We start from the raw sequence: 19903 nt of genomic DNA, 5'->3' as shown, positions 1-19903 counted from the left end.
GTTTATAAACTAACCTCCTTGGAGAAATATGTTATAATATAGAAAATCGCAATTATAGGAGTGGTGATTAATGCCTTCAGTAGAAAGCTTTGAACTTGACCATAATGCAGTAAAAGCTCCATACGTTCGTCATTGCGGCGTTCATAAGGTTGGGTCAGATGGTGAAGTGAATAAATTTGATATTCGTTTCTGTCAGCCGAATAAGCAAGCCATGAAACCTGATACCATTCATACATTAGAGCATTTACTTGCTTTTAACATTAGAACACATGCAGCGAAGTATGATCATTTTGATATTATTGATATTTCTCCTATGGGTTGTCAAACAGGCTATTACTTAGTGGTGAGCGGCGCTCCAACACCAAAAGAGATTGTTGAACTACTTGATGCAACATTCAAGGAAGCTGTTGAAGTAACAGAAATTCCTGCTGCAAACGAAGAGCAATGTGGTCAGGCAAAGCTTCATGACCTTGAAGGTGCAAAACGGATGATGCGTTTCTGGCTTTCTCAGGATCAAGAAGAGCTATTAAAAGTATTCGGATAACATGAGTGAACCGGACATTGTCCGGTTTTTTTTATGGGAATAGAACATATGGTGCCGAAATAGGGGATATTTGTTAAAATGGACATGTGAGTCAAAAAAAGGAGGGAACACGGATGCGAAAAATGGTGGGAATCATCCTTATGCTATTGTTGCTTAATGCATGTGGAAACTCCGCAGTGAGCAATGACAAAGGGGAAGTACCTAAAATGTTAGAAGTAAAACTAACGGGACCAGAGCAGGTTGAGAAAAATGAAAGCGTTACAGTAAAAGCAACTGTCACATATGGTAATACGCCTGTTGACGATGCAGATGATGTTCAGTTTGAAGTGTGGAGAGATGGCGACAAGGAAAAAAGCCAGATGATTCATCCGAAGAAAGAGAGTCATGGTGTGTATAAATTACATACAAGCTTCAAACAAGAAGGTCTTTATATGATACAAGTCCACGTGACAGCTAAACAGCAACATCATATGCCGAAAACAAAAATCAATGTAGGTCAGGTTGAAAAAAACAGTCCATCTACTGAAGATGAGACAACTTCACATCATTGAAAGTGATTTTATTTTGGGTGAGGACGATGGTTTGGTTCGGTCTCTTGAGGTGAATCGATTTTATGCTTATATTCATAAGCTTTCGATGTTGTCCACAGTGATAAAAATAAAACAATTGAGATAATGATAAAGCTGATAATCCCAAGTAACAGCATCTAACTCCCTCCTTATTTCCATATTAACATATATTTCATACAGTCAAAATAATATTTAACGGTAGGTTTCAGTATAATAAAAAACGGGTATTCTCATACTAATCGTTCAACTACATAAGGAGGAATCAACATGTCAGAGAAATTATTAAACGTCGTCAACAAACAAGTAGCAGATTGGACTGTGCTTTATGTGAAGTTACATAACTATCATTGGTATGTCAAAGGAAAAGAATTCTTTACACTCCATGAAAAATTCGAGGAATTATATACTGAAGCGGCAACATATATTGATGATTTGGCGGAGCGTATGCTTGCGTTAAATGGAAAACCTGTTGCTACAATGAAAGCGTGCTTAGAAATTTCTAGCATTCAAGAAGCTGAAGGTAACGAATCACCTGAGCAAATGGTGAAAAATCTATATAATGACTTCTCAAATGTTGCAGAGGAGTTAAAGCAAGGGATGGAGTTAGCCGCAGAGGTTGGTGATGATACAACTGGTGATATGTTTCTCGCGATTCATCAATCCATTGAAAAGCATAACTGGATGTTAAAAGCATATTTAGGATAGGCAACATATGCAAAGAATGTCGATCACAAAAAGATCGGCGTTCTTTTTTTATTGTATTTGTGACAGACAGCCCATTGAAATCACGTGGCTTTGAGCCGAAGAGATAAGAGAAGGGAGGGGAGAAAATGTCCTCAATTTCAGGGATGATGAGTCAGCAAGTGGCCAGCATTCAAAAAACGCTCAACATGAGTTTGCTTAATTCACAGCTTGCTACAAACACTGCGCAAGCAATGGTGATGCTGGATCAAGTGCAGCAGCAACCACATGCTGTCCAACCTAAAAACTCAGATGCTACATTGATTGATGTCAGGATTTAACGAAGAAAAAGTCACCTTTCACGAGGTGGCTTTTTTGCCTTTATTTTGAGTCGTCCAAGCTATTTAAAAGAAGTGGCATATACTATTTACGTAAAGAGTTCCACTATGAAAGGATGTTGATGCCAAGTGAACAAGGATTCGGACATCTTTTCGTTGTTTACAGTCAGTTTGTCAGCAATGGGCTTTCTGTTTGGTGGAGCAGGATATTTACTTATGATGCTAGTGACACTTATGGGTATTGAATTAATTTGTTCAAGCCTAAGAGAGTTTGTGATGGGTCAGCTAACAATGAAACGGCTTTTCACGCGGCTTGTTCGAAAGATCGTGACGCTCTCTTTAATTTCAATGGCACATTTCTTTGATGTCATGTTACAGACAAGCGGGACAATCAAAGATTTAGCGATTATTTTTTATATCACTTATGAATCTTATCAAATTGTATCGACAGCATGTGCACTAGGAATTCCAATTCCACAGTTATTTATGGATGTTTTAGAAATGATTAAAAATAAATTGCGCAAAAAGCCGTAATTTGTTCAAATCTGGTCATACTAAAGGAAAAAGGATGAATCAGATGGCTAGACATACGTACTATGTATCCGTTCAAGACGGGTCCATATCACAGCACAGAGATGCGGCTGCTTGGCAGTTTCAAATACAAGCAGATGATGATCAAATTTTGCAGTTGAGAGAATATTTTGAAGAACAATATATGTCAGATTGGAAAGGCTTCTTTCGGGCGCATGTTCCATTTCTTGAGTATCATTATGACAGTCCAAATGATGAGATGGACAGAAAAAGAAAAGAGATCTATTCCATGATCTATGAGCTTGGCAATGAAGAGACAAAGAATTTTATTGAAACAAATGGTTTAATGAATTGAAAAAAGCGTGTACCCTCGCATTTGGTTGTCAGGTCTTGAATGTTGGTGCTCACTTTCCTAGACTTCAATGGGATTTTTTGAACACTAAAAAGAAGACAAAGGGCTGAAATCATGTTTATTTTAGCCCTTTGTCAACAATTTGGGGTATGTGGATTTTCCTACATGCTTTTATTTACGTTGTTGTAAGAAGCCGCCGATAAGGTCTGAGATGCCGCCCCTGTTCTCTTGTTGCGTCTGAATTGAATTGCTCATTTCATGTGATGAGCTTTGGGGTTGAGGTTGGTAGTGATGATCATCAATTCCAACCCGTACACCGGATTTTCTCTCAAATGGCTGAATCATGACAATTTGACCCGGCTCTTGAAATTCAAATAAATACGACTCGCCAGAAGTTTGTCCAATGAAGGTTTTCCAGTTCACATCTAATTTGACTTTCGGTGCTTTGCCTGTCCATGCAACAATGGCATCAGGGTCTACTCGGCATGGTGCTTTTATAATAAGCGGATTCCCAGTGGTTTTAATCGCTACTTGTGCCCCATAGTCCTGATAGGAGAGCTTTGAGGTGAACAGTCCTTTTTGAGATAAAATACCGACCCCTACTGGCGTCACTCCATAGTGGCATTGCTCAGTAAATGCAAGCAAATCCTCACTTTCCACACAGACATATTGCCAAGGACCGCTGGGCTCGAGATTGATCACTGTTACGTGCTCACTTGAATCAGCCAAATAGCAAGTACCTTGTCCACTTACTTCCATCATTTCAAGGTTTTCGCCTGTTAATTTCCTGCTTATATGGTTAACTACTTGACTGACCATATTACCTTTGTTGGTTCCCAGTAATCGTTTGCGATATTGGAAGGTTCCTTGGTCTGCAATCATAGCCCCTTTTTTGGCAAAAAAGATGCCGCTGCCTTCTGCTTGTAAGGTCAGTTCCTCTATTGTATTGAAATGAAATCCCATATGTGCCTGCTCCTTTTCTGCTTCAAAATGTGAATCCATACAAGTGGCATAAATCCTTTCAATTCTTTGTTGTCCCTTGTCCAATGGCGGTGACTCTCCATTCATGAAGATCTCGTGGCAAATGATGGACGTGCAATAAGAATAATTCTCTGTTACTGATGTGATCATTGAGTTGAAATGCGTACATATGCATTTTACTTCATGAGAGACAGCTTCTTTTTTAGATGATCTTGATTTTTTCTTGTTTTGACCTATTTGTTCCTTATGCAGCTTCCTAAAGTTCTACGATTAAAAATGGATAGATATGGAGATGATAAAGACGTTTTAACAAGATACCTAATTGAAGATACAGACGAAATTGCCCCGCTCGTTTGTTTCACTTTTGATAAAAATTCTTCAGAGAAATGTGATCTATGGTATGATGTTTTACAAGAACAAAGGCAGGATATGAGGGATTTGACATGCATGTATTTAAAGACTATTACCATAATACGGTCAAGCTCTCTTTTGAAGAGAGGCCTTTTTCAAGTCATCCTAAGCATGTATGGGCCATTTGCCGTTACCAAGGGAAATGGTTGCTGACTGAACATGAGGATCGAGGCTTTGAGTTTCCAGGAGGTAAAGTGGAGCCGAATGAAGAAGCTGACGAAGCCGCTATACGGGAGATTCATGAAGAGACGGGTGCTGTTGTTCGTGAATTAACGTATATTGGTCAATATCAAGTGCTTGGCAAAGAGAAGGTCATTGTCAAGAATATATATTTCGCTGATATTGAAAGGCTGGAGCAGCAAGACACGTATTATGAAACGAAAGGACCCGTTCTTTTCACTGACTTACCAAGATCAATCGCAAAAAATAAAAATTTCAGCTTTATTATGAAGGATGATGTATTGAAGAAGAGTCTGGAATATTTAGAACATAACGGTTTTATTCCTTAAAAAATCCCGTTTTTGAGACAGGGATTAAAATACCTTTATGAAACAGCCAGTTGTCGAAACTCTTTCGGTGACTGGTTGTTTCATTTGAACAGCCTCTTCTTTTATGCTTGCATCTTCATACAAAAAACACCTTCAAATTGTATTCAGGTATTCTATACCCGATTTTCAACTTAAAGGTGTTTTTTTATTGCTTCAGATTGTTTTATTTTTGAAGAAAGCGGCGCTCGAGCCATTCGACCAGTTGGTACATAATGGTGGCAAATATGGCGATGATGAAAAGACTTAAAAACACAAGTGTAAAGTTAAAGACTTGGAATCCGTAAATGATCATGTAACCTAGACCTTTAGAGGAAACTAAAAATTCTCCCACGATCACACCGACCCATGAAAGTCCAACATTGACTTTAATGGCGGAGATCATCGTTGGAATACTTGCAGGCAACATAACCTCCTGAAAGACCACTCTTTTATTCGCACCAAATGTTTTCATGACTTTCAAATAATTTTCATCCACTTCTTGAAAGGCTGTGTAAATGACGATGGTTGTAATAATGACACTGATGATCGCTCCCATTGCCACAATGCTGATCATGCCAGGACCAAGTGCAACAATTAAGATAGGAGCGAGAGCGACTTTTGGCATGGCGTTTAAAATGACTAAATAAGGATCAAGGACATTAGCCAGTCGGGTTGACCACCATAAAGCGGCAGCAAGAAGAATACCGCAAAAAGTGCCAAGAAGAAATCCTAGGACTGTTTCAAACAAAGTAATACTCATGTGATTGATTAATGATCCATCTGATATTTTTTGTAAAAACAACTGGCAGACGGAAGATGGTGAACTAAAGATCAGCGGATCAATGAGCCTTACACGGCTGGCAAGCTCCCAAAGTGAAAAGAAGCTAACAAAAATGATGAGCTGATATAGGCGTGTGATTCGTTTATCCATGCGATGCTTTTTTCGATACGCTTCATGTAAAAGGTCACTGTGCTTCAACTGATTTCAGCTCCTTCCAAATGGTTTGAAAGAGCTTTTGAAAGTTTGAAGACTGTCTGGCTTCAAACGGAGAGAGGGCTCTCAGGTCTTCAGGAACTGTGAAAATCCGCTGGATAGAGCCGGGGTGCTTTGAAAATAAGTATATCCGATCACTCATGGCAATGGCTTCTCCAATATCATGGGTGACGAGTACCGCGGTTTTTTGATAGTTTTTTAATGTGTGAAAAACGAGGTCTTCTAAAGTCAGTTTGGTTTGATAGTCTAGTGCTGAGAATGGCTCATCTAGTAAGAGGAGTCCGGGATCAACTGCAAGCGTTCGTGCAAGTGCTGCACGTTGTCTCATTCCTCCTGACAGCTCCTTTGGGTATTTCGACTCCACATGATGCAGTCCAAGTTTTGGCAATAAACTAAGTGCTGTCTCGATGGCTTCATGTGAATCTTGTTTGGCAATTTTTAAACCGAGAATGACGTTTTCTTTGATGGTTTTCCAAGGGAATAAATAATCTTGCTGGAGCATATAGCCGATTTGGTGCTCCTTTTGATTGGGTTCCTTCCCTTCGATCAAAATTCGGCCTTCAGAGGGGGGAGTAATCCCTGCGATAATAGACAGCAACGTTGTTTTTCCACAGCCGCTAGGGCCGATAAATGAGATGAATTCACCTTGTGCGATGTCCATATTGATGTGCTGAATGGCCGTTGTTTTTTCTTTTAAAGAGTAATACGTATGGGTCACATGGTCAATTTGAAGGAAAGACATGTGCTACCTCCTTATATTATTTGTTGTCTGTGACCTTCTTCGCAATGGATGGATCTACAAGCTGTTTGTATGGAATATATTGTGGCAATTCGCCGCTCGCCTTCATGATTTCTTGTAATTTGTTCCACTCTTTTTCATTCAAAAGGGGATTTGTGGCATATGACTGTTGCTGCTTGTAGCGTTTGATGGCTGTCGTTAAAATATCAAGTTCCGTATCAGGGAAATGGGATTGAATTGTCTTGGCAATTTCTTCAGGACTCTTTGTTTCTACCCATTGTTGGGCTTTGTAAATGGCACGAGTAAAGGCTTCTGCCGTCTCTTTGTTTTCTTCTAAGTAACTCTTTTTAGCCATGAAGGTGGTATACGGTACTTTGCCAGAAGCTTCTCCAAAGGAGGCGATAATGTAGCCTTTGCCCTCTTTTTCAATTAAGGAGGCAGCCGGCTCAAATAACTGAACAAAGTCACCAGTTCCAGAGGAAAAGGCACCGGAAATATTTGCGAAGTCAATATTTTGAATCATGCGTACATCCTTTTTTGTATCAATGCCTTCCTTTTTTAGGACATATTCACCGACCATTTGTGGCATGCCGCCTTTCCGTTGTCCTAGAAATTCTTTCCCTTTCAACATATCCCAAGAGAAGTGAGTGACTTTTTCTTTTGAGACAAGAAATGTGCCATCTGTTTGTGTGAGCTGTGCAAAGTTGATGACAGAGTCTTTTGATCCTTGTGACTCAACATAAATTGAGGACTCAGATCCGGTTAGGGCAATATTGGCGCCTCCAGATAAGAGTGCGGTCATGGTTTTGTCGCCACCCCATGTGGTTTTAACCACAACATCGAGCTGTTCTTCCTGAAAGAATTCTTTTGATAATGCCACGTAAAGGGGTGCATAAAACACTGAATGAGTGACCTCGGCTACTTGTACGGTTTGCTCTTGTTCTTTTTGACAGGCGACAAATGGAATAAAGAGCAGGACTATGAATATGAATGCGAGTCTCACTTTGATGGAACGATTCAAGAGTAATTCGCCTCCTTTTTTCTAGATCACTAATTAAAGTATGTCAAAAAGGAGTTTTGGTGAGTGCCTAGATGAAGAAGGAAGCGCATTTAATATTTATAGAACGTGTCTTTTTTTCTATACTGGAAGCATGATTGCTTTTCTTGCATTTGGTAGAAAAAGGAGCGGTTTGGTGTATAGAGTTAGTTGGATGTTTGTCGGCTGGTATATTATTGGTCTTTTATTAATGGTGTTTTTTGAAGTCCCTGCATGGCTCCAGTTTGCCAACGGTATATTTCTTGTTTTGTACGCATGTTGCGTCATGGAGATAGGCCGGAACATTTATGGGCGTTGGAGAATTGTCGTAAAAAAAGCAGCCATTGTTGGGCTTCTGACGTTTACGGTTGAATGGGTAGGGGTCAAAACAGGATTTCCGTTTGGTGCCTATGATTACTATCCGACCTTAGGTTTTCTTGTAGCAGGGGTTCCATTAACGATTGCCTTTGCATGGGTAGGGGTTTTTCTTAATAGTCTTTTTTTATCTAGACAAGATGCGAAATGGAAACGAGCCATTGAAACGGGCATTTGGATTGTGCTACTTGATCTCATATTAGACCCAGTTGCCGCTGAGCGGAAATTTTGGATTTGGTATGATGGTGGCGGTTTTTTTGGTATTCCTTTTGAGAATTTTGTTAGCTGGGGTATGATTGGGGCAAGTCTCTCTTTTATTTTTCCGCTTGTATCTATTGATCGAAAGGCACTGCACTGGACGAGTCGCATTTATCAGGCGATGGTGCTTTTTTTCGGTCTTCTAGCATTAAAGAGCGACTTAGATGTGATTTTTTATCTAGCGCTTGTCATTGTCATTTTGTGTGAAGGAAGGGTTCAATTTGAAAGAAAGCGACAAAAGCCGTTCGTTTAGACGAGTCTTTTATATATATATCAAACGATACTTACTAAACAAGCATTTCCGCTGTCTGATGTTGAAAGGAAGGATTGATCCGAAGGAGAAGCTTCCTGTTCTTTATATTGCAAATCACAGCTCGTGGTGGGATGGACTGATCATTTTTCTTTTAACGGAAAAAGTTTCTAATCTAGATCATTATATGATGATGGAGGAGAAGCAGTTAAAGCAGTATCAATTTTTCCGTAAACTTGGTGCGTTTCCAGTTCATAAGGAGGAGCTTAAAAGTGTCAAACAAGCATTGATGACGGCAAAAGACAAAATGGAGACTGGTGCTGCTGTATGGCTTTTTCCACAAGGAAAAATCATGCATCAAGATGCGAGACCGCTTGAACTGGAAGGCGGGGCTTCTTTTTTAGTGAGACAATTTGATAAGGTCGTGGTAAAGCCTGTGACCTTGCATTATACGTTTAATCAATTTCAAAAACCGACGGTATCAGTCGTGTTCGGAGAAGATGCAATTTTATCTGGAGAGTCACTTCGGAAAAAGGAAGTGACTCATATGTTGTCAAATTTGCTTGAAAACCAGTTAAATACGCATCAAGCACATGTCATTGCTGATCCGGACTTTTCATCGAACAAAGAATTTGTGCAGATGACGAGAACAAGTCTTTCAACAAGTGATGTGTTTGATTCCTTTAAAAAGTGGGTGAAAACATGGCGATCTTCTTAATCGTGATTTGTGTTTTTCTTCTCTGTCAATTCATCTTCACGATATGGAATGTAAAGCAGTTTCCTACCTTGGAGCCAGTTTCTTCTCCTTCTTCTGATGAGAATATACCATTGTCGATTCTCATCCCAGCAAGAAACGAGGAAAAACGGATTGAAGCCTGTCTTCAATCTATCGTTAATCAGCGTGTTTTGCCGAAGGAGCTCATTGTGCTTGATGATCATTCAACGGATCAGACAAGAGCCATCGTAGAACGTTACGCAAAAACGTATCCATGGATTTATGTGAAATCGGGTAAAACATTACCGCAGGGGTGGCTTGGTAAATCATATGCGTGTTTTCAGTTAGCTGAGGAGGCGTCGTCTAATTGGTTGCTATTTTTAGATGCAGATGTGAGGTTAAAGACGGGAGCAGTTGAGGCAGTATACAAGCAGTTGTGCATTCAAAAAACGGGGATGCTTTCAGGCTTCCCAGAGCAAAAAACAGGCACTTTTCTTGAGCATCTGGTGGTCCCAATGATGATGTTTACGATTGGTTGTCATCTACCGGTTAAGTGGGTAAGCACATCCAACAATCCTCATTTTGCAGCAGCTCATGGCGGTTTTATTGCTATTGAAAAGGACTGTTATCTTGCAGTTGGCGGTCATGAAGCGATTAAAGATTCGCTTGTAGATGATATGGCACTTGCAAGACGCGTGAAGCAAATGGGGTATCCGTTTACGCTTGCCAGTATCCATCCATTTGTTTATATGAGAATGTATGAAAATGGACAGGAAGTATGGGAAGGCTACCGCAAAAACATATTTCCTGGTGTGAATCGGAATATTGCTTTATTAAGTGGTGTCTTTTGCTTATACACCATACTTTATTTGGCTCCAGTCATTTGTCTGCTGATCGCACTGGTCCAAGTGGATTTTACGAACATCTGTTTAGCCATTCTTTGCTACGGACTAGGTGTATCAATAAAAGCTACGATTGATATAGAGAATGGCAGGACGTCCGCTATGGCTTTTTTATTACCACTTAGCATTCTGACATTGATCGCCATTGGCATTGCCTCTATAAAGATCGGGCTGAAAAAAGAAGGATATGTATGGAAGGGAAGAAGATATGAATGAAAAAAGTCATCATCATTGGTGGAGGTCTAGGCGGATTATCGGCTGCAATTCGCCTGCAGTCAAGTGGGTTTCAAGTCACCATTCTTGAAAAAGAAGCAGCTCTTGGCGGGAAGTTACAGCGCCACAAAGGAGAAGGATACTCTTTTGATTTGGGGCCAAGTACCATCACGATGAAGGCGTATTTTGAAGAGGTATTCACAGCCTGTCATAGACGAATGGAAGATTATGTGACATTTTATCCCATTTACCCGCTTGCAAAAAACTTTTTTTCAGATGGTCATACTGTCGAGCTTACGCCGCATATAGAGCAGATGGAAACACAAATTGCCCAATTTAGTCCAGAGGATGCAAAGCAATATCGCGCATTTTTACGTGAATCAAAGAGGTTGTTTCAATTAGCAGAGGATCAGTTTTTAAATCGTTTGTTATTGACATGGAAGGATAAGACGGATATGAAGTTGATGAAAGCATTTCTTGCTGTTAAACCTTTTACATCCGTTCAGCGGCTGCTGCGTCAATATTTTCGTCATCCCCATACACTGGCTATGTTTGGGCGTTATGCAACATATATTGGTTCATCACCATATGAAGCACCAGCGATTTTTAATATGATGGCGTATTTAGAAGGGGAAAAGGGCATTTATGGGGTGAAGGGCGGTACATATCGATTAGTTGAAGCTTTTGAAACATTGGCGAAGGAATTAGGTGTACAGATTCATGTAAACGAGCAAGTGAAAACAATTCATGTAACAGATCGGCGTATCCAGGGAGTTGAGACGGGGCAAAAAATGTATGAAGCAGATCAAGTCATTGCGGGAGCAGATGCGCTCACCGTATACCGGCAGCTAATCGCTGAAAAAGATCGTCCGAGTTATCTTAATCAAAAACTGTCGAAAATAGAGCCATCTTTATCTGGCTTTGTCCTCTTACTTGGTGTGCCTAGAGTATATGAACAGCTTTCTCATCATAATGTGTTCTTCCCTGAGAATTATGAGCAGGAATTCAAGGATATCTTCCAGCGAAAGCAATTGCCGAGTGATCCGACGCTTTACATTTGCTATTCAGGCCATTCTGAACCGGATTTGAGCGGGGGAACAGATAGAAGTAACTTTTTTGTATTGGCAAATGCGCCTTATGTGACAAAAGAGCAAGATTGGGACATGCTAAAGGAGACATATCGTCAGCATATCAAAACAAAATTAAAGGAAAAAGGTTTTTTTGATATTGAAGAGCTTGTAGAGTATGAGGCTGTTCAAACGCCGCTTGACTTGCAGCAGAAAACCGGCGCTTATCAAGGAGCCATTTACGGCATGTCCTCAAATTCTTTTAAGCAAGCGTTCTTTCGAATCAATAATAAATCAAAGGATATTGAAGGGCTTTGGTTTGTAGGAGGGACAAGTCATCCTGGAGGCGGGACCCCGATTGTTACAAAATCAGGACAGCTAGTCGCAGAAGCGATTACGAGACAATACGAGTAACGAAGAATGAAAAGGAGAGACAACGAGTGATTGTGGCAAAAAGAAGGTTTCCTTCACCCCATCCGAATATTCACTTATACTCAGTGACGTATAAGGCAGATGGACTCCGGATAAAAGGGCTACTCGCAGAACCAACAGAAGATGGCACTTATGATGGCTTTCTCTATTTAAGAGGCGGCATTAAAAATGTCGGGATGGTCAGGCCAGGGAGAATCGTGCAATTTGCAGCGCAAGGCTTTGTTGTGTTTGCTCCTTTTTATCGCGGAAATCAGGGGGGCGAAGGCAACGAAGATTTTGCAGGAGAGGACAGGCAAGATGCTTTTGCTGCATTTCAGCTTTTGAAGCATCATCCTAAGGTGAAAAAAGACCGTATCCATATTTTTGGCTTTTCTCGTGGCGGTATGATGGGGATTTGGACGGCTGTTGAAATGAAGGAGAAGGCCGCATCCTTTGTTTCATGGGGAGGCGTGAGTGATATGAAGCTCACTTATGAAGAACGTGTTGATATGAGAAGAATGATGAAGCGTGTGATTGGCGGTCCGCCTCATAAAGTACCAGAGGAATACGAGGTGAGAACCCCCCTGAATGTCGTGGATCAAATCGAAGCACCTGTTTTAATTATTCATGGAGAACAGGATCAGAATGTTTCGATTGAGCATGCGTATTTATTGGAGGAAGCATTACGTAAGCATGGAAAGTCTGTGGAGACATGGTATTTCCATGGATACAATCATTATTTCCCCCCGCAACATAATCGAGAGATTGTCAGACGGCTGTCAACATGGATGCACAGCCGAAAAAGCGGAAATATGGTAAAATAAATGCTAGAAAGAAATATAGAAAGTAGGGGGATTTTCGTTATGGGAATGCCTATTGAATTTAATACAATGATTGTCACAAAAGGAAAAGAGACAAGAATTGAAGAGAATGTGTTTGAGCTCATGAAGGAAGGGTACCGCATTTATCCGTTAAACATTCCGCTTGAGGTGCGGAAAACGAAAGCCGGAGAAAAAACAGGAACAGCTCATGTTGAAAAACTAGAACTGACAGATAATGTAACAAAGGTGACTTACCGCCTTATTTCATTACATTCAACGAATTAAAAAAGCTGAGGATTCCCTCAGCTTTCGTCTGTTTAAACGAGTGGTCCGCCTTTTGCTTCAATATCACTTGTTGCATGGCTGAATTTTTTGAAGTTCTTTTTAAATTCATTGGCAAGGAAACGTGCTTTTTCTTGATATGCTTCAGGGTCTGCCCATGTTTTGGCTGGTTGAAGTACTTCATCTGGCACGCCAGGAATATGAAGCGGAATGTGCAATCCAAAAATGTCATCAGTGACCATTTCTGCATGGTCAAGGTCGCCTTCAATGGCTGCTTGAACCATCGCTCTTGTGTGTGCAAGGTTCATTCGTTTGCCCGACCCATAGCCGCCACCAGTCCAACCTGTATTCACAAGGAATACTTTTGCACCATGCTCATCAATTTTTTTGCCGAGCATTTCTGCATATACGTGAGCTGGAAGTGGTAAAAATGGTGAACCGAAGCAAGTTGAGAACGTTGTTTCTGGTGAAGTCACACCACGTTCCGTTCCTGCTAGTTTACTAGTATAACCGCTTAAGAAATGATACATTGCTTGTTCTTTTGTTAGCCGGCTGATTGGAGGCAAGACGCCAAATGCATCAGCCGTTAAAAAGACAATAGCGGATGGATGACCTGCGATACTTGGTTTGACGATATTATCAATCATTTCGATTGGATAAGCAGCACGTGTATTTTCAGTAAAGAACGTGTTATCATAATCAGCTTCGCGCGTTTCTTCATCGAGCACAACATTTTCAAGGACTGAACCGAAGCGGATTGCCTTGTGAATTTGTGGTTCTTTTTCTTCACTTAAGTTCACACATTTTGCATAACACCCGCCTTCGATATTAAAGACACCTGTTCCAGACCAGCCATGCTCATCGTCACCGATCAACTTGCGGCTTGCACTTGCGGAAAGGGTGGTTTTCCCAGTACCAGAAAGACCAAAGAATAATGCAACATCACCTTCTTGACCAACGTTTGCTGAGCAGTGCATGGAAAGAATATCTTGTTCAGGAAGCAGATAGTTCATCACAGAGAAAATCGATTTCTTCATTTCACCCGCATATTCAGTTCCACCAATTAGAATCGTCCGTTTTTCAAAAGAGACGATAATAAAGGTTTCAGAGTTTGTTCCATCTCTTTCAGGGTCTGCTTTAAAGTGAGGTGCAGATAAGATGGTAAAAGGCTTCTCATTTGATGATGGTGTAGAACCGTCCGGTCTGATAAAAAGTTGTTTTGCAAATAGGTTATGCCATGCAAATTCGTTTACAACTGTAATCGGCATGCGGTATCGTTTGTCAGCGCCGGCAAACCCTTCAAATACAAATAGTTCATCACGTTCTCTTAAGTATGACACAACCTTTGTATATAAACGATCAAATGCGTCCTTGGAGATAGGCTGGTTCACATGACCCCAATCGATTTTATGCTCAGAGCTTTCTTCTTTTACGATAAATTTATCTTTAGGAGAACGTCCAGTATACGCACCTGTTGTGGCTCGGACAGCTCCTGTTGATGTTAAAACGCCTTCATTGCGTGCCAAAATCTTTTCAACAAGCTTCGGAACAGATAAATTTTGATGCGTATTTTCTAATGAGAGCAATGACTGCAAATCTTCTTTTAAATCCACTGAGTTCATAAAAAACCCTTCCTTTACCGTTGAATTTGTTTGTTTTGATTAGTATAACACATTGATAATAATAGTCTATACTATTTAGATATTTTTGTGTGTGTTTTTTCATTTCTGCCATGAAAATATGCTTTTTGGTCAAGCTAATAAAGAGGAGAGATAATTCTTTAGAAGCATTGACAGCATAGAAGGGTTAAGATAAGATATTTTATTGAACGGATACTCTTATCCCGAGTTGGTGGAGGGACAGGCCCGATGAAGCCCAGCAACCGGTTTCTTATAACAAAGGCATGAACATGCTGAGAAACCAAGGTGCTAACCTGATGCAAGGTACAAGAACACCTTGAGCGATAAGAGTGAAAGGCATGCAGATATCAGACCCTTTCCTCGCATTGAAGGAAATGGTTTTTTTATTTTTGGGATATCATATGTACAAATTGCCAATAACATCTCTAATATAAACGTTTTTCTATAAGAGGGAACGAGTTCCGTATCATATGAAGGCCCCATCTTGGGAGGATGTGGTCTTGTACAGGAGGAATTGCCATTATGAGTCAAAATCGTCGTTTATTTACTTCAGAATCAGTAACAGAAGGACATCCAGATAAAATCTGTGATCAAATTTCAGACAGCATTTTAGATGAAATTTTAAAGAAAGATCCAAATGCACGTGTTGCTTGTGAAACTTCTGTCACAACCGGTCTCGTATTAGTAAGCGGTGAGATTACAACATCTACCTATGTTGATATTCCAAAGACAGTACGTGACACCATTAAGGAAATTGGCTACACACGTGCGAAATATGGTTTTGATGCGGAAACATGTGCGGTTCTTACATCAATTGATGAACAGTCAGCTGACATTGCACAAGGCGTAGACAAAGCGCTTGAAGCACGTGAAGGAACAATGACTGAAGAAGAAATTGATGCGATCGGTGCAGGTGACCAAGGGCTAATGTTTGGTTTTGCAAACAATGAAACAGAAGAGCTGATGCCGCTACCAATTTCACTAGCACATAAATTATCTCGCCGCTTAACTGAAGTGCGCAAGGATGGAACGCTTTCATACCTTCGTCCTGACGGAAAAACACAAGTAACAGTTGAATATGATGAACAAAACAAACCAGCTCGCATTGACACAGTCGTCATCTCTACACAGCATGCACCAGAAGTGACGCTTGAACAAATTCAAAGCGACTTGAAAGAGCATGTCATCCGCCCTGTGGTTCCAAGTGAATTGATGGATGAAAATACGAAATACTTTATTAATCCAACAGGTCGTTTCGTTATCGGCGGACCTCAAGGTGATGCTGGTTTAACTGGACGGAAAATCATCGTGGATACGTATGGCGGTTACGCTCGTCATGGCGGCGGCGCTTTCTCAGGTAAAGATGCAACGAAGGTTGACCGTTCTGCAGCATACGCTGCTCGTTATGTAGCGAAAAACATTGTAGCAGCTGGACTTGCAGAATCTTGTGAAGTGCAACTTGCCTATGCCATTGGTGTAGCTCAGCCTGTGTCCATTTCTATTGATACGTTCGGAACAGGAAAAGCTTCTGAAGAGAAGTTAATTGAAGTGGTTCGTGCAAACTTTGATCTGCGTCCGGCTGGCATTATCAAAATGCTTGATCTGCGCCGTCCTATTTATAAACAAACGGCTGCATACGGACATTTTGGCCGACACGATTTAGATCTACCATGGGAAAAAACAGATAAGGCCGACACGCTTCGCAAGGAAGCATTAGGACTATAACAACATATTAAACCGCTTATTTTAAGCGGTTTTCCTTTTGGTGAAAAAAATTCAACAAAAAGTTTGAAAATGTGAAACGAAATGAGTCAAAAGACTGTCTAATTATAGGTCTACTATTAAGAAATAACATAATGTGGAGGCAATAATATGTGTGGGTTTGTTGGTGTATTGAATCACCGTCCATTGTCCGAAACGACAGAACAGGAAGAGTTAATTCAACAAATGAATCGCCTCATCGTTCATCGTGGTCCGGATGATGAGGGATACTATCATGATGAGCATGTAGGATTTGGATTTAGACGTTTAAGTATTATAGATGTGGAACATGGAAAGCAGCCGCTTTCTTATGAAGATGAGAAGTATTGGATTATTTTTAACGGAGAGATTTACAATTATGTGGAGTTAAAGGAAGAGCTTGTGAAAATGGGCTATACATTCAGTACAGATTCTGATACTGAAGTGCTTCTTGCTACATATCGTCATTATAAAGAAGAAGCGGCTTCTAAGCTTCGTGGAATGTTTGCGTTTCTCATTTGGGATAAAGAAGCGCAGCTACTATATGGCGCAAGAGATCCTTTTGGAATTAAACCACTTTATTTTACACAAATGGATGATCGAGTGTACTTTGCTTCTGAACGCAAAAGCCTTATGGCTGTAAATGAGAACATTTTATTTGATGAGACAGCCTTGCAGCAATATATGTCTTTCCAATTTGTTCCTGAGCCAAATACACTTGATCAAAAAGTGCAAAAAGTAGAGCCGGGTCATCAGTTTACATTGCGTCCTGGTCAAGAAATTCAATTTAAAACATACTGGAAAGTCCAATTCAAGCCTGAACAAACACAAGAGCAAAAATTAATAGAAGAAGTAAGAGATGCCATCTATGATTCTGTGAAAGTGCATATGAGAAGTGATGTACCTGTTGGTTCATTCCTATCAGGCGGTATCGATTCTTCTTTCATTGTGTCTGTTGCAAAGGAATTTCACCCTGAGCTGAAAACGTTCTCTGTTGGCTTCCAGCAAGATGGTTTCAGTGAGGTTGATGTGGCAAAGGAAACAGCCGATAAGCTCGGTTTGCAAAATTTTAGTGCAGTCATTTCCCCAGAGGAATATATGAACGAGCTTCCAAAGATTGTTTGGCACTTGGATGATCCTTTAGCTGATCCAGCGGCGATTCCGCTTTATTTCGTTGCAAAAGAAGCGAAAAAACAAGTGACAGTTGTTCTATCTGGTGAGGGAGCAGACGAGCTATTCGGTGGATACAATATTTACCGCGAGCCGCTTTCCTTAAAACCATTTGAATCTGTTCCATCTATGCTGAAAAAGCTACTTCTTCGTTTGGCGCGTTTGATGCCAGAAGGAATGAAAGGAAAAAGCTTCATCATCCGTGGTTGTACACCATTAGAAGAGCGTTATATCGGAAATGCGAAAATCTTTGAAGAGCCAGTGAAGAAAAACCTGTTAAAACAATATGATCCAAACGTAACGTATCGTGATGTCACAAAGACATACTTCGAGGAAAGTGCGGGATACAGTGATATTAACAAAATGCAATATGTTGATATCCATACTTGGATGCGCGGTGACATATTGCTAAAAGCAGATAAGATGACCATGGCCAATTCTCTTGAGCTTCGTGTTCCGTTTCTGGATAAGGTTGTATTTGAAGCGGCTTCTAAAATTCCTGAAGAGCTCAAAACGAAAGATGGCACAACTAAATACTTGTTGCGTAAAGCAGCAGAGGGTATTGTACCAGATCATGTGTTAAATCGTAAAAAACTAGGATTCCCTGTACCAATTCGTCATTGGCTGAAAAATGAAATGAATGCTTGGGCGAAAGATATCATTCAAAATAGTCAAACAGATGAGTATATTAACAAAGAATATGTACTTGATCTATTAAATGAACATTGTGCTGGTAAAGCAGATCATAGCCGTAAGATTTGGACGGTCTTAATCTTTATGATCTGGTACAGCATATATGTAGAGCGCAGTATTGACCCTGAACAGTTGAATCATCAACCAAAAGAAGTCATTTTTAGTTCATGAAAAAGGTTTTCAGCTATGTGCTGAAAACCTTTTTTGTCATGATAGAAAGTTTAAATCAGGGTAAAATAACAAGCGGTACATAGTTATTGCTTAATATCCTGAAAAAAACATGATAAAGTGAAGATAACAGCATTGTCTTAGCGGGATAAAAGGGAACGATAATATTGTCCTTTTTCTACATATTCTCTACGGATACGATCCATATCCTGAATGTCTTCGTCTGTTAATGTGCGAACGACTTTGGCTGGACGACCAAAAGCGAGTGTACCGTTTGGGATGACCTTTCCTTGCGGGACAAGACTGCCTGCACCGATAAAGGCTCCTTCACCAATTTCCGCTCCATCGAGAATGATCGATCCCATACCAATGAGGGCATTTTTTCGAATGATTGAGCTATGTAATGTGACTTGGTGTCCAATTGTAGCACCATCTTCAATAAGAAGTGGTTTTCCAGGGCTTTGATGCAGACAGGACAAGTCTTGAATATTGACGTTTTTTCCGATTCTCACAGGAGCGACATCGCCTCTGATGACAGTTTGGAACCAAATGCTTGAATATTCTCCGATTGTGACATCGCCAGTAATAATGGTGTTATCTGCTACAAAGACCGATTCATGAATCTCAGGTGTAAATTGATGATATGGATAAATCACTTTTTCGACTTCCTTTCTTAATACAACTTTTGTGAGGTGTTTACTTTGTGGACTTGGCATGCTGAAAGACCAGTTGGTACAATTGTGATTGTACATGGTGCAAGTGAATATCATGGCCGCTATAAATGGTTAATTGAAATGTGGCGGAATGCGGGCTATCATGTCGTGATGGGTGACCTGCCTGGGCAAGGGACAACTACAAGGGCCAGAGGCCATATTCGCTCATTTCAAGAATACATTGACACAGTAGATGAGTGGATGGAACATGCGAAGTCATTCAGACTTCCAACTTTTTTACTTGGTCATAGCATGGGTGGACTCATTTCGATTGAGTGGGTCAAGCAGTATACCCATACGAAGATTGATGGACTTATTTTATCATCACCTTGTTTAGGTCTGCAATTTAAACCAAAGAAACTGATGGATTTAGCTTCAAAAGGATTAAATGTGCTGGCACCGTCTTTTAAGGTGGAGTCTGGGCTATCCATAGAGCTTGCGACGCGTAATCAGGCAGTGATTGAAGCAGATTCTAATGACTCTCTTTATGTCACAAAAGTCTCTGTTAGATGGTATCGGGAACTTGTGAAAAACATTGATGCTGCCATGCAACCGACGAATGCCTTCCGGTCTATTCCGCTGCTTTTAATGCAGGCGGGTGATGACAAGATTGTTGATAAGACAAGGGTCATTAAATGGTTTAATGGCATTGAATCATTGAATAAATCATACCGTGAATGGGAAGGGCTGTATCACGAAATTTTTAATGAGCCTGAACGAGAAGATGTGTTTAAAGCGGCAAGAGCCTTTACAGATCAATATATTTCATTGTGAGCTTTAAG

23 protein-coding genes and 1 riboswitch are annotated in these 19903 nt (G+C 40.5%); of the genes, 16 read left to right on the top strand and 7 right to left on the bottom strand.

What is annotated here, in order from left to right; translation table 11 throughout:
- Nucleotides 1–70 precede the first annotated feature (70 nt).
- Nucleotides 71–544, top strand: coding sequence for an S-ribosylhomocysteine lyase (locus ACIQCE_RS11820; RefSeq protein WP_353854848.1), 474 nt, complete (start codon nucleotides 71–73; stop codon nucleotides 542–544).
- Nucleotides 545–657: 113 nt separating this feature from the next.
- Nucleotides 658–1095 (top strand): FixH family protein, encoded by a 438-nt coding sequence (locus tag ACIQCE_RS11815; RefSeq protein WP_400495169.1) that lies wholly within the window; start codon nucleotides 658–660, stop codon nucleotides 1093–1095.
- 8 nt (nucleotides 1096–1103) lie between these two features.
- Here the strand turns inward: ACIQCE_RS11815 and ytzI are convergent, their stop codons facing one another.
- Nucleotides 1104–1250 (bottom strand): YtzI protein, encoded by a 147-nt coding sequence (gene ytzI, locus ACIQCE_RS11810; protein WP_400495168.1) that lies wholly within the window; start codon nucleotides 1248–1250, stop codon nucleotides 1104–1106.
- 130 nt (nucleotides 1251–1380) lie between these two features.
- On the opposite strand from ytzI, the gene ACIQCE_RS11805 reads away from it, so the two are divergent.
- The 4 genes from ACIQCE_RS11805 (at nucleotide 1381) to ACIQCE_RS11790 (ending at nucleotide 3018) form a co-directional block, all read left to right on the top strand.
- On the top strand, nucleotides 1381–1818 hold the full coding sequence (locus tag ACIQCE_RS11805; protein WP_353854851.1) for a Dps family protein: 438 nt from the start codon (nucleotides 1381–1383) through the stop codon (nucleotides 1816–1818).
- A 125-nt stretch (nucleotides 1819–1943) separates the two neighbouring features.
- Complete coding sequence (locus ACIQCE_RS11800; protein WP_400495167.1) at nucleotides 1944–2135, top strand: hypothetical protein; 192 nt, start codon at nucleotides 1944–1946, stop codon at nucleotides 2133–2135.
- A 126-nt stretch (nucleotides 2136–2261) separates the two neighbouring features.
- Complete coding sequence (locus tag ACIQCE_RS11795) at nucleotides 2262–2666, top strand: phage holin family protein (RefSeq protein WP_400495166.1); 405 nt, start codon at nucleotides 2262–2264, stop codon at nucleotides 2664–2666.
- Nucleotides 2667–2709: 43 nt separating this feature from the next.
- Nucleotides 2710–3018 (top strand): hydrolase, encoded by a 309-nt coding sequence (locus ACIQCE_RS11790; protein ID WP_353854854.1) that lies wholly within the window; start codon nucleotides 2710–2712, stop codon nucleotides 3016–3018.
- Between the two features lie 168 nt (nucleotides 3019–3186).
- On the opposite strand, the gene ACIQCE_RS11785 is transcribed toward ACIQCE_RS11790, so the two are convergent.
- On the bottom strand, nucleotides 3187–3978 hold the full coding sequence (locus tag ACIQCE_RS11785) for an AIM24 family protein (RefSeq protein WP_400495184.1): 792 nt from the start codon (nucleotides 3976–3978) through the stop codon (nucleotides 3187–3189).
- A 461-nt stretch (nucleotides 3979–4439) separates the two neighbouring features.
- Between ACIQCE_RS11785 and ytkD the strand changes: the two genes are divergently transcribed.
- Nucleotides 4440–4916, top strand: coding sequence for an RNA deprotection pyrophosphohydrolase (ytkD, locus tag ACIQCE_RS11780; RefSeq protein WP_400495165.1), 477 nt, complete (start codon nucleotides 4440–4442; stop codon nucleotides 4914–4916).
- Between the two features lie 202 nt (nucleotides 4917–5118).
- On the opposite strand, the gene ACIQCE_RS11775 is transcribed toward ytkD, so the two are convergent.
- From ACIQCE_RS11775 to ACIQCE_RS11765, 3 genes are read right to left on the bottom strand one after another with little or no spacing between them, the layout of a single operon-like run.
- The gene (locus ACIQCE_RS11775) at nucleotides 5119–5865 is read right to left on the bottom strand and encodes an ABC transporter permease (protein WP_400495183.1); all 747 of its coding nucleotides are present in this window, start codon (nucleotides 5863–5865) and stop codon (nucleotides 5119–5121) included.
- A gap of 34 nt (nucleotides 5866–5899) precedes the next feature.
- The gene (locus tag ACIQCE_RS11770) at nucleotides 5900–6670 is read right to left on the bottom strand and encodes an ABC transporter ATP-binding protein (protein ID WP_353854858.1); all 771 of its coding nucleotides are present in this window, start codon (nucleotides 6668–6670) and stop codon (nucleotides 5900–5902) included.
- A gap of 16 nt (nucleotides 6671–6686) precedes the next feature.
- On the bottom strand, nucleotides 6687–7688 hold the full coding sequence (locus ACIQCE_RS11765; protein WP_400495164.1) for an ABC transporter substrate-binding protein: 1002 nt from the start codon (nucleotides 7686–7688) through the stop codon (nucleotides 6687–6689).
- Nucleotides 7689–7860: 172 nt separating this feature from the next.
- Between ACIQCE_RS11765 and ACIQCE_RS11760 the strand changes: the two genes are divergently transcribed.
- The 6 genes from ACIQCE_RS11760 to ACIQCE_RS11735 are packed head-to-tail and all read left to right on the top strand — an operon-like array spanning nucleotide 7861 to nucleotide 13000.
- Nucleotides 7861–8589, top strand: a complete 729-nt coding sequence (locus ACIQCE_RS11760) for a carotenoid biosynthesis protein (protein ID WP_400495163.1) — start codon at nucleotides 7861–7863, stop codon at nucleotides 8587–8589.
- Nucleotides 8558–9304 (top strand): lysophospholipid acyltransferase family protein, encoded by a 747-nt coding sequence (locus ACIQCE_RS11755; protein WP_400495162.1) that lies wholly within the window; start codon nucleotides 8558–8560, stop codon nucleotides 9302–9304. Before ACIQCE_RS11760 ends, ACIQCE_RS11755 begins: the two co-directional genes overlap by 32 nt.
- Nucleotides 9289–10419 carry a glycosyltransferase family 2 protein gene (locus tag ACIQCE_RS11750; RefSeq protein ID WP_400495161.1) on the top strand — a complete coding sequence of 377 codons (1131 nt, stop codon included), beginning with the start codon at nucleotides 9289–9291 and terminating at the stop codon, nucleotides 10417–10419. Before ACIQCE_RS11755 ends, ACIQCE_RS11750 begins: the two co-directional genes overlap by 16 nt.
- The gene (locus ACIQCE_RS11745) at nucleotides 10416–11897 is read left to right on the top strand and encodes a phytoene desaturase family protein (RefSeq protein WP_400495160.1); all 1482 of its coding nucleotides are present in this window, start codon (nucleotides 10416–10418) and stop codon (nucleotides 11895–11897) included. The genes ACIQCE_RS11750 and ACIQCE_RS11745 overlap by 4 nt, the downstream gene beginning before the upstream one ends.
- 26 nt (nucleotides 11898–11923) lie before the next feature.
- The gene (locus ACIQCE_RS11740; RefSeq protein WP_400495159.1) at nucleotides 11924–12718 is read left to right on the top strand and encodes an alpha/beta hydrolase family protein; all 795 of its coding nucleotides are present in this window, start codon (nucleotides 11924–11926) and stop codon (nucleotides 12716–12718) included.
- A gap of 39 nt (nucleotides 12719–12757) precedes the next feature.
- The gene (locus ACIQCE_RS11735; protein ID WP_400495158.1) at nucleotides 12758–13000 is read left to right on the top strand and encodes a DUF2584 domain-containing protein; all 243 of its coding nucleotides are present in this window, start codon (nucleotides 12758–12760) and stop codon (nucleotides 12998–13000) included.
- A 32-nt stretch (nucleotides 13001–13032) separates the two neighbouring features.
- On the opposite strand, the gene pckA is transcribed toward ACIQCE_RS11735, so the two are convergent.
- Complete coding sequence (pckA, locus tag ACIQCE_RS11730) at nucleotides 13033–14619, bottom strand: phosphoenolpyruvate carboxykinase (ATP) (protein WP_400495157.1); 1587 nt, start codon at nucleotides 14617–14619, stop codon at nucleotides 13033–13035.
- A 213-nt stretch (nucleotides 14620–14832) separates the two neighbouring features.
- A riboswitch (SAM riboswitch) is annotated at nucleotides 14833–14967 on the top strand.
- 192 nt (nucleotides 14968–15159) lie between these two features.
- Between pckA and metK the strand changes: the two genes are divergently transcribed.
- Both metK and asnB read left to right on the top strand, forming a co-directional pair.
- Nucleotides 15160–16362: a methionine adenosyltransferase gene (gene metK / locus ACIQCE_RS11725; protein WP_353854867.1), complete on the top strand. Its 1203-nt coding sequence runs from the start codon at nucleotides 15160–15162 to the stop codon at nucleotides 16360–16362.
- Nucleotides 16363–16509: 147 nt separating this feature from the next.
- Entirely contained in the window at nucleotides 16510–18411 is a 1902-nt protein-coding gene (gene asnB / locus ACIQCE_RS11720; RefSeq protein ID WP_400495156.1) for an asparagine synthase (glutamine-hydrolyzing), read from the top strand.
- A gap of 137 nt (nucleotides 18412–18548) precedes the next feature.
- On the opposite strand, the gene ACIQCE_RS11715 is transcribed toward asnB, so the two are convergent.
- Nucleotides 18549–19064: a gamma carbonic anhydrase gene (locus ACIQCE_RS11715; protein ID WP_400495155.1), complete on the bottom strand. Its 516-nt coding sequence runs from the start codon at nucleotides 19062–19064 to the stop codon at nucleotides 18549–18551.
- A 45-nt stretch (nucleotides 19065–19109) separates the two neighbouring features.
- Between ACIQCE_RS11715 and ACIQCE_RS11710 the strand changes: the two genes are divergently transcribed.
- Nucleotides 19110–19895, top strand: a complete 786-nt coding sequence (locus ACIQCE_RS11710; RefSeq protein ID WP_400495154.1) for an alpha/beta hydrolase — start codon at nucleotides 19110–19112, stop codon at nucleotides 19893–19895.
- The last annotated feature ends 8 nt before the right edge of the window (nucleotides 19896–19903 follow it).

The organism is Bacillus sp. NPDC093026 (genome assembly GCF_044754665.1).
GTDB lineage: Bacteria > Bacillota > Bacilli > Bacillales > Bacillaceae > Bacillus > Bacillus maqinnsis.
Note: the sequence above shows the minus strand (reverse complement) of the source record. Positions and strands in the feature narration are given on the sequence as shown.